The sequence below is a fragment of the Mesorhizobium sp. B2-3-4 genome (assembly GCF_006442315.1).
Lineage (GTDB): Bacteria > Pseudomonadota > Alphaproteobacteria > Rhizobiales > Rhizobiaceae > Mesorhizobium.
This window is the reverse complement of record NZ_VFVY01000032.1, coordinates 43,991-53,038: the sequence shown is the minus strand read 5'-3', so window position 1 is coordinate 53,038 and position 9,048 is coordinate 43,991. Positions and strand designations below refer to the sequence as shown.

Below are 9,048 nucleotides of genomic sequence, written 5' to 3'. Positions count from 1 at the left end.
ACCATCGAGGCAGCCGAATGCAGGAACTATTTCGAAAACGCTGGTTACGTTTCCGTCAAAACATGAAACGCTCTAGGATGACGAAGGGTGGGAGGGCGTCGCCACCCACCACAATCGTCCCAAATCCTCTTTTAATTGCTCGCCGCCAGAACCAGCACCGGCTTCTCGCTGTAGAGCGCCGGGAACAGCGCCTTCAAATTCGCCACCTTGGGCAGGTCGTTGTAGACGATGTAGGGATAGGTCGGGTTCAGCGTCAGGAAGTCCTGGTGGTAGTTCTCGGCCGGATAGAAGGTCTTGCCGGTCTCGATCGTGGTGACGATCGGCGCGCCGAACAGCTTGGCCTTGTCGAGCTGGGCGATGTAGCTCTGCGCGATCTCTTTTTGCGCATCGTTTTCGGCGAAGACCGTCGAACGGTACTGGGTGCCGGAGTCCGGTCCCTGGTAATTGAGCTGGGTCGGGTTGTGGGCGACCGAGAAATAGACCTGCAGCAGCTGGCCGTAGGTCACCTTGGACGGATCATAGGTGATCTCGACGGATTCGGCGTGGCCGGTGCGGCCGGTGCCGACCGTCTCGTAGACGGCGTCGTCCTTGGCGCCGCCGGTGTAGCCGGAAACCGCCTTGCTGACGCCCTTGACGTGCTGGAACACGCCCTGCACGCCCCAGAAACAGCCGCCGGCGAAGATCGCCTTCTCGCTGCCGGCGGCGGCCTTTTCGTCCATCGCCGGCGGCGGGATTTTCACCGCGTCCTCGGCCGAGCGCGCCGGGGTCTGCCAGAGGGCTGCCGCCGCCAGCGCCGCGAAACCGAGCACGGCCAGCGCGCCGCGGGCAAAGAACGGCCGTGTCTTTTCGATACCGGTCATGTTCTGATCTCCTGTTGTTGTTGCAATATATACGATGCAAGCCGGGAAGCAGTTCTCAATTTGCCGTGCGGCGGGGGCTCCCCCTCATCCGGCCGCTTCGCGGCCACCTTCTCCCTATGGCGAGCGAAGCGGAGGCTGGGTGAGGGGCAGCTTGTCTTACTGCGCCGGCTTCATCGCATCAGCGGCAGGCTTCATCGCATTGGTGGCCATCGGGTCGGCCGGCTTCATCGCGTCGGTCGCGGGCTTCATGGCATCGGCCGGCTTCATCGCATCCGTCGCCGGCTTCATGGCGTCGGTCGCCATCGCATTGGCGGGCTTCATGGCGTTCGTCGTGTCATCGGCGCGGGCGCCGGCGACGAAAACGGCGGCCGAAAGCGCGAAGGCGAGCGCCGGCAGGGTCAGGTACTTGGTCATAGTGAGTCTCCTTGGGTTTTGGCGCGCGCAGGCGGGCCGGGTGATGCGTTGCCGCTCAAATGCGGCCCCGCGCGAGGGGAAGAAAATCAGTTGGTCGCGGCGGCCAGGATCGGTCCGCCGCCCGGCGATTGCACCAGCACGGCGGTGCTCAAGCCACCGGGCGCGGCGGGCAGCGCATAGGCCGTGGCGTCGCCGGTCCAGCTGCCGAGTTTTGTCAGCGCGTGCACGACATTGGCATGCGGCAGCGTGCGGCCGGTGTTTTCGCCGCGCGCCACCGGCACCTCGACGACACCCTTGGTATAACGCACCAGCCAGACATCGGCCTTGCCGCCGGGTGCCGCGCCGGCGCCGATCGCGACCTTGCCGCCCGCAAGCGACAATGACGGACCGCCGGTCTTGCCGGTCGCGGAAATCAGATGCTCGATCTCGCCCGGTGCCGCGCCGACGACATCGGCATGGCCGTTGACCACCACTTGCGGCGTGAACGGCCCGTCATGGCCGAGCGGCGGCTCGTAGGAAACCTGGCGCCGGGTGAATTCCTGGCGGCCGAACGTGTCCTTCCAGCCGAGATAATCCCAGTAGGTGACGTTGAAAGACAGCGCCAGCACACCGGGCTGGTCCTTGACCTTGATGAGATTGGCGTTGGCCGGCGGGCAGGACGAGCAGCCCTGGCTGGTGAACAGCTCGACCACGGTCAGCGGCTGGGCGGCGGCAGCGCCGAGCGAGGCGGCTAGCGCCAGCGCGGCAAGCATCGCGGCGAGCGACGTTTTTGCCTGGGATACGACCATGAGAAGAAATCCTCCTTTGCGGCGGGTCATGCACCCATTTCGCTACGGGGGATGGCTTCGTTACAGCGCTCACCGGTTCGTGATCGCGGCGCCTCTTTCCCTTCTCCCCTTGTGGGAGAAGGTGGCCTCGCGAAGCGAGGTCGGATGAGGGGTGTTCCAGCTTGGCGGAACGACTTGTTCAGCGCGACAGCCCCAGGCAATGCAGCAGGATCGCCAACGCCTCACTCCGCTGGAACACCCCTCATCCGTCTCGGCGCTGCGCGCCGATCCACCTTCTCCCACAAGGGGAGAAGGAAGAAGCGCGGCTATCGCCAGGGCTGGAGGCTGATGTCCCGCACATAGGCTATGATCGTGTCGCAGACAGCGTTCATGTCTCTCAGGACGTCGTCATTCCAGAGGCGCAAAACACGAAAGCCTCTCACCTTCAATTCGGCGTCACGGCTACGATCCGAATCGGAGTCCGCATGCTGGCTGCCGTCGACCTCGATGATCAGGCCGGCTTCGATACAAACGAAATCCGCTATGAATCTGCCGAACGGCACCTGGCGCCGAAACTTTATTCCGTCGAGTCTGCGGTCGCGCAATTCTTGCCAGAGCCTTCCTTCAGCCTCCGTCATGCCACGCCGAAGCGAGCGAGCGAAATTGCGTTTGGCTGGAGCGACAGGTTGATGTGGCATGGCGCCAGATTAGTCGAACGCCACGGTACGTCTACAGCTCCCGCGGCGACAGGAACGCACTTCCTTCTCCCCTTCTGGCCCCACAAGAAGCAAGAAGAGGCTACTTCACTGCGTCAGCGCGGTGTCCGAGGGCCGCTTGTTGAAATCGCATTTGCCGGTGACGTTGTAGAAGAAGTCGGCGTTGGAGACCGGCGCCGGAACCGAGTTGCCGCCGTCTTCCCAGGCCTGATAGCTGGTCGCGCCGCAAGGCACGATGCTGAAGATATCGACCGGCTGACCGGTGGCGGTCTCGGTTATGTTGTTCGCGCTCAGCCCGCTATACAGCCGGTTCGATGTCGCCGGGTCGTTCGAGAGCAGCTTTGACGGGTTGCCCGAAGGTACGTCCATCTGCAGATAGAGGCCGCCCATCTGGCTGACGTCGATCGCCGCACCCGCGCCATTGGAAGGGTACATCGTATCGACACAGTAATATTTCGTGCCGCTCGCATCGGTCTTGACCGACACACCGGACGGCGGGTTGTTGCCAACCGTGCACACCTGCTTCTGGACCAGGGTGGTGACGGTCTTGCCCGATGAATCGGTGCTGAGGACGTTGACGTTGGTGGTGCCGTAGCCTTTGGGATCCTTGGTGTTGCCGTAGGTATAGTCGATCGTCATCAGCGGCTTGGCCACGGTGGCACCGAATTGCGTGCCGTAGAGCGTCATCGTCTTGTTCCAGTAGCCCGACACGCCGGTGACCTTGAAGGTGGCCTGCACCAGCGCCGGCGGCTTGCTGACCGCCGCGGCGACAGCGATCGGCACGGAGTTGATCCTGGCGATCTGCATGAAAAGGGTCGGCATGGCGAAGGTGGCCTTGGCCTGCCCTGTCGAGGCGGTGGTGGTGGTGCCGGCCACGAAATTGGTCAGCGTCGCGGTGCCCTGGCCGCCATTGGCGTCGAAGGAATTCTGCAGCATCGTCTGGCGCTGCGCCAGCGTCGACGTGGTGTCCATTGTGGTGATCGCCAGGATCGCGGCATCCAGCGCCTGTTGCTGGTTGGATCTGGTCTGGACCGCGCTCGTATAGTCGACCGACATGCCGATGACCGCGATCAGCGGCATCAGGCTGACGAGGAAGAGCGGCATCATCGACCCGCTGCGGGAGCGGGCAAAGCCGCGGACAACCCTGAACATTTCCAACCCCCAACAGACATTAGCGAGCGTGCAAATACCACGCAGCCGGCAAACCAAGGTCTAATGTGAACGATCAAAGTTTATGCATTCTTGGCCTTTGGCCGGGTTTTCCCGATTTTTTTCGCCGCCGTCACCCCTTTGTGACCCGCAAGGCAGCCCTTGGGCGCCAAGCCTTGCCGCCGATTGCCGCCCCTGCTAAAGCGCGCGGCATGAGCACGCCCCTCGACCACATCCGGAATTTCTCCATCGTCGCCCATATCGACCATGGCAAATCCACCCTTGCCGACCGCCTGATCCAGCTGACCGGCGGGCTGGAGGCGCGCGACATGAAGGAACAGGTGCTCGATAGCATGGATATCGAGCGCGAGCGCGGCATCACCATCAAGGCGCAGACGGTGCGGCTGCGATACCGCGCCTTGAATGGCGAGGACTATATCCTCAACCTCATCGACACGCCCGGACATGTCGACTTCGCCTATGAAGTGTCGCGCTCGCTCGCCGCCTGCGAGGGTTCGCTGCTGGTGGTCGACGCCAGCCAGGGCGTCGAGGCGCAGACGCTGGCCAATGTCTACCAGGCGATCGACAACAACCACGAGATCGTCGTGGTGCTGAACAAGGTCGACCTGCCGGCCGCCGAGCCCGAGCGCATCCGCGAGCAGGTCGAGGAGGTGATCGGCATCGACGCTTCCGGCGCCGTGCTGATCTCGGCCAAGACCGGCCTTGGCATTCCCGATGTGCTGGAGGCAATCGTCCACCAATTGCCGCCGCCGCGCGAGGGCGACGCGTCGGCCCCCTTGAAGGCGATGCTGGTCGACAGCTGGTACGACGCCTATCTCGGCGTCATCGTTTTGGTGCGCATCATCGACGGTGTGCTGAAAAAAGGCCAGACCATCCGCATGATGGGCACCGGCGCCAAATACCTGGTCGAGCGCACCGGCGTGTTCACGCCCGCCCGCATCAATGTCGACGAGCTCGGCCCCGGCGAGTTCGGCTTCTTCACCGGCTCGATCAAGGAAGTGGCCGACACCCGCGTCGGCGACACCATCACCGAGGACAGGCGCCAGACCGCGCATGCCCTGCCCGGCTTCAAGCCGGCGCAGCCGGTGGTGTTCTGCGGCCTGTTCCCGGTCGACGCCGCCGATTTCGAGGACCTGCGCGCCGCCGTCGGCAAACTGCGCCTCAACGACGCTTCTTTCTCTTATGAAATGGAAACCAGCGCCGCACTCGGCTTCGGCTATCGCTGCGGCTTCCTTGGCCTTTTGCACCTCGAAATCATCCAGGAGCGGCTGGAGCGCGAGTTCAACCTCGACCTCATCGCCACAGCACCCAGCGTCGTCTACCGGCTGCTGCTCAATGACGGTTCGGTGAAGGAACTGCACAACCCGGCCGACATGCCCGACGTGGTGAAGATTTCGGCCATCGAGGAGCCATGGATCCGCGCCACCATCCTGACCCCCGACGACTATCTCGGCGGCATCCTGAAGCTCTGCCAGGACCGGCGCGGCATCCAGGCCGACCTCTCCTATGTCGGCAAACGCGCCATGCTGACCTACGACCTGCCGCTCAACGAAGTCGTCTTCGACTTCTATGACCGGCTGAAGTCGATCTCCAAGGGCTACGCCTCGTTCGACTATCACCTCACCGACTACCGCGAGGGCGACCTGGTGAAGATGTCGATCCTCGTCAATGAAGAGCCGGTCGACGCGCTCTCCATGCTGGTTCACCGCACCGCGGCGGAGAAGCGCGGCCGGCAGATGTGCGAGAAGCTCAAGGAACTGATCCCGCACCACCTCTTCAAAATCCCGATCCAGGCCGCCATCGGCGGCAAGGTCATCGCGCGGGAAACCATCTCGGCGCTGCGCAAGGACGTGACCGCCAAGTGCTACGGCGGCGACGTCTCGCGCAAGCGCAAGCTCCTCGACAAGCAGAAAGAGGGCAAGAAGCGGATGCGCCAGTTCGGCAAGGTGGATATTCCGCAGGAGGCGTTTATTCAGGCGCTGAAGATGGGGGATTGAGGGGGTTAAAACCCGATACGAACCAGAATCTCTGTAACTGCAGCACGCGAGGCCTTCAGGCCACCGATGGTGCTATGCCGCGTGAGTTCGATGATTTCGCCGAAACCCTCGTAAAGCTCCAAGAGGCTTTGGTGGTTCGCGTTACTTACAATCAGCTTTACCCCTCTAGCCTTAGCTCGTTCAACTGATTTGGCGAGTCTTTCTTGGTCGGCCCAGGAAAAAAGCTTTTCATTATATTTATTGAATCCGTTATTATTGTGCTTAACAGTATAGGGCGGATCTATATAGACAAAATCTCCACTGGATGACATGTCAACGATCCTTTCGAAATCGTCAGCCATGAGATCGGCCTTCGCCATGGCGGAGGAGACTTCGGCAAAGTCGTCGGTGTCTAGCAAAATTTCCGACTTTGACCCTTTTGGTACGTTGAATTCACCTCGTTGATTGACGCGGTAAAGTCCGTTGTAGCAAGCGCGATTCATATACAAAAACCATGCCGCCCGCTCGAACCGCTCCATAGGAGGAGCGCTGCGCTGTCCGTAATAGTGAGTTTCACTGTGACGCTCACTGTGCCACCGTAGTTTCTCAGACACTGACGACCAATCATCTCGGATCGCCTTATACATATCGATCAGTTCCGCGTTTGCATCTGACAGCACCGCGCTCACTGGCCGCAGCCCAAGAAAAATCGAAGCGCCGCCCAAAAAGGGTTCGAAGTATCGGTTGAACTGCTTAGGGAAAAGATCCTGGTGCCGGTTAGCCAACCACCGTTTCCCGCCCGCCCATTTGAGCGGAGAAATAATTGAACTAGGCGTACGAAGAAGCATCAAGCCAGCCTCTTCCTCAGCTCGCTTTCGATAAATTCGAGCAGTGCGACGTCGTCCTCGGAGTAGGAACGTCCGTACGGATGCGCCCAAATTTTCCGGACTTCGTTAAAATCCTCAAGCCACTTAAGATATTTTGCCAAACCCTTCGGTTGGTCGGGTAGCGAAAAGCTCAGAGCGTCCTTGAACAAAGACCAATTCTCAGCGGTCTCTACTATTTTCTTCAACTCAATAAGATCCAGGTACGTTTCTAAGGGCTTGGCACCTCCTGGATCATCGAGGCTTTTTTCATACGCCTTCTTTTTTATCTCTTTGTTTCGTACTGCAAGGTTGAAGAAATCATCCCCGTGCTCATCTCGTAGCCGTCTAACAACAAAGCCGTGTACCTCGTCTGTAATCCACGAAACCATGCGGTTACATTCCTCGCGAGTATCCTTGTTCGTGCCTGCCAGAAATTCCTTCAAGCCATCCGGATCGAAATCGGGATTGGCTTGAGCTACCAATTCGGCGGCCCTGTAGAAATATCGCGCCGGTCCGCCGGATCCAAACGGAACGTAAAATCGATCTTTAAAGGCTTCATCGGTGCTGCTCGATATGAAGTCGAAGAGCGACTTACAGAACCCGACAATCCTTTCGACAAGAACTTCTGGATCACTCTCGTGAGGGTCTAGTTCGGAATGTTGGCTCAGGTGCCGCACAACTTCGCCACATAGCCTAAGATGGGCCTGGATGGCAGGGTTGTAGCAGAGGAGCTGTTGAGGTCCGGCCTCCCATCGAGAGACATTCGCCGCGCGGACCGCTGTGAAATACGCGCTGAGAAACTGTGACGTATTTTCTAACGTTGATTTTTTAGTTCCGCCGCTCAGGGCGCCAGGCAGATATGAGCCATCCCGACTGGAGCGCCGCCCCAGGAGCCCGCTTTTCAGGAGGGCCAGTTTGATCTGTGGCAGCGTTAGAACTTGGTTCTTAGTCGCAGGAACGCCGGGCGGAGCAAAGCGGTCTTCAAACGGACCAGCGATCTCATGTCGAAGTTGATCAAGGGAGCGAGCTGCGATGCCTCTCGCGGATTCTTCCGGATCATCTGAGTCCCATTTCAACTCGCCATCCAGTTCGTCCAGTAGCCGCGGCTGAACTTGCTTCTGTTCCTTGTTGATTGTCGTGAAAAGAATTGCCTCTTCGGTGGCTGGGAGCTTCTCAAACGCAACGACGGGTATGATCGGATCAATACCTTCTTCCATTAGCGAAGCGCCATATAAGCGATGCTGACCGTCAATTACCCAGCATGTTTTGTAGGATTCGGGCAAGTAGAGTTTGCCAAACCGAACGTCTGACTCGTCATCGCGGCTTCCTTGGTCGAACCTGACCGAGGTGTGGAAGCTCACAATAATCGAGTTCGCAAAATATCCGCCTTTAGACAGAAAGGCGGCAATGGCCTTAATACGCTTGGAGTCGATTAGCCGCTGATATGATGGAGCTCCTGAAGGATCGCGAAGGTCTCTGTGATTGACGAATGCGCGCCGAAGCAGTTCCTTGGCAGGTATGGTAAAAGCGAAGGCGGTTCGGCCGCCAAGCTTGAAGCGGGAAGCGGAAACGTGCCGATTGGCCAGCGCGGGAATTTTCTGGCCACTTAGAAATTCAGCGACAAATTGGTGCTTCGCGGCTCGGCCGAGTGTCTTTGCGATTTCCTGAAAATATCGCAACTCCTGCTCGCGTAGGATATGTACTTGTTTTTCCTTCGCTTTCGTCAAATCTCCTTCCGACCAACGTATCTGAGACGTCACGACGCACCAGATTATTTTTCGGTTGGAGTCGCCCAGAAACTTCCTGAGTGTATTGGCTATCGCGCGCTTGTGCACATCGAGATCAGCCACCAAGCTAAAAGCGCTCTTCCGTCGAAGGCTCTCTGTTGTCTGGCATTCGGCAACGACGATCGTATCTTCATCGATCCCAAGCACGCTTATTTTCTTAGAAATGCGCTCGCCGTCGGCGTCGATGGGAACGACAAAATCATGTCCGACGTTGAGCTGTTCAAAGCCAAGCAGATAAAGAACCGACCAAAATCTGTTCTCCAACATTTCGACGCTGGACTTTGGCCGCCGTAGACGTATCCCCGTTTTGAGAGCCTTGTCGAACTCCCATCCCTGCGCTTTGAAATCGTCAACTGAGGTCGAGGCGACCCTTTCGTAATCGAACGGCTGTCGTCTGCTCTTGTATTCTGAGATTCGCTCAGTGCGCGTCGCGGCAAAGCTCGCGTTGCTCAATTTTTCAGATTGATTCGCCCCCATGGGTGGCACTTTCAA

8 protein-coding genes are annotated in these 9,048 nt (G+C 59.3%); 1 reads left to right on the top strand and 7 read right to left on the bottom strand.

The annotated features are described in order from the left end of the window. Positions 1-131: 131 nt before the first annotated feature. From msrA to FJ967_RS31890, 5 genes are all read right to left on the bottom strand, one after another. Complete coding sequence (msrA, locus tag FJ967_RS31910; protein WP_140736291.1) at positions 132-860, bottom strand: peptide-methionine (S)-S-oxide reductase MsrA; 729 nt, start codon at positions 858-860, stop codon at positions 132-134. A 156-nt stretch (positions 861-1,016) separates the two neighbouring features. Continuing rightward, positions 1,017-1,274, bottom strand: a complete 258-nt coding sequence (locus tag FJ967_RS31905; protein ID WP_140736290.1) for a hypothetical protein — start codon at positions 1,272-1,274, stop codon at positions 1,017-1,019. Between the two features lie 86 nt (positions 1,275-1,360). Further along, positions 1,361-2,062: a DUF1223 domain-containing protein gene (locus FJ967_RS31900; RefSeq protein ID WP_181176215.1), complete on the bottom strand. Its 702-nt coding sequence runs from the start codon at positions 2,060-2,062 to the stop codon at positions 1,361-1,363. A gap of 305 nt (positions 2,063-2,367) precedes the next feature. Then, positions 2,368-2,739 carry an endonuclease domain-containing protein gene (locus tag FJ967_RS31895; RefSeq protein WP_140736289.1) on the bottom strand — a complete coding sequence of 124 codons (372 nt, stop codon included), beginning with the start codon at positions 2,737-2,739 and terminating at the stop codon, positions 2,368-2,370. A 105-nt stretch (positions 2,740-2,844) separates the two neighbouring features. After that, on the bottom strand, positions 2,845-3,909 hold the full coding sequence (locus FJ967_RS31890) for a TadE/TadG family type IV pilus assembly protein (RefSeq protein ID WP_140736288.1): 1,065 nt from the start codon (positions 3,907-3,909) through the stop codon (positions 2,845-2,847). Between the two features lie 209 nt (positions 3,910-4,118). Between FJ967_RS31890 and lepA the strand changes: the two genes are divergently transcribed. After that, a complete protein-coding gene (lepA, locus tag FJ967_RS31885) occupies positions 4,119-5,924 on the top strand; it encodes a translation elongation factor 4 (protein ID WP_140736287.1) in 1,806 nt (601 codons plus the stop codon). A 5-nt stretch (positions 5,925-5,929) separates the two neighbouring features. Here lepA and FJ967_RS31880 read toward each other — a convergent pair whose 3' ends face one another. Both FJ967_RS31880 and FJ967_RS31875 read right to left on the bottom strand, forming a co-directional pair. After that, on the bottom strand, positions 5,930-6,751 hold the full coding sequence (locus tag FJ967_RS31880) for a Dam family site-specific DNA-(adenine-N6)-methyltransferase (protein WP_140736293.1): 822 nt from the start codon (positions 6,749-6,751) through the stop codon (positions 5,930-5,932). Next, the gene (locus FJ967_RS31875; protein ID WP_140736286.1) at positions 6,751-9,033 is read right to left on the bottom strand and encodes a DGQHR domain-containing protein; all 2,283 of its coding nucleotides are present in this window, start codon (positions 9,031-9,033) and stop codon (positions 6,751-6,753) included. Before FJ967_RS31875 ends, FJ967_RS31880 begins: the two co-directional genes overlap by 1 nt. Between the last annotated feature and the right edge of the window lie 15 nt (positions 9,034-9,048).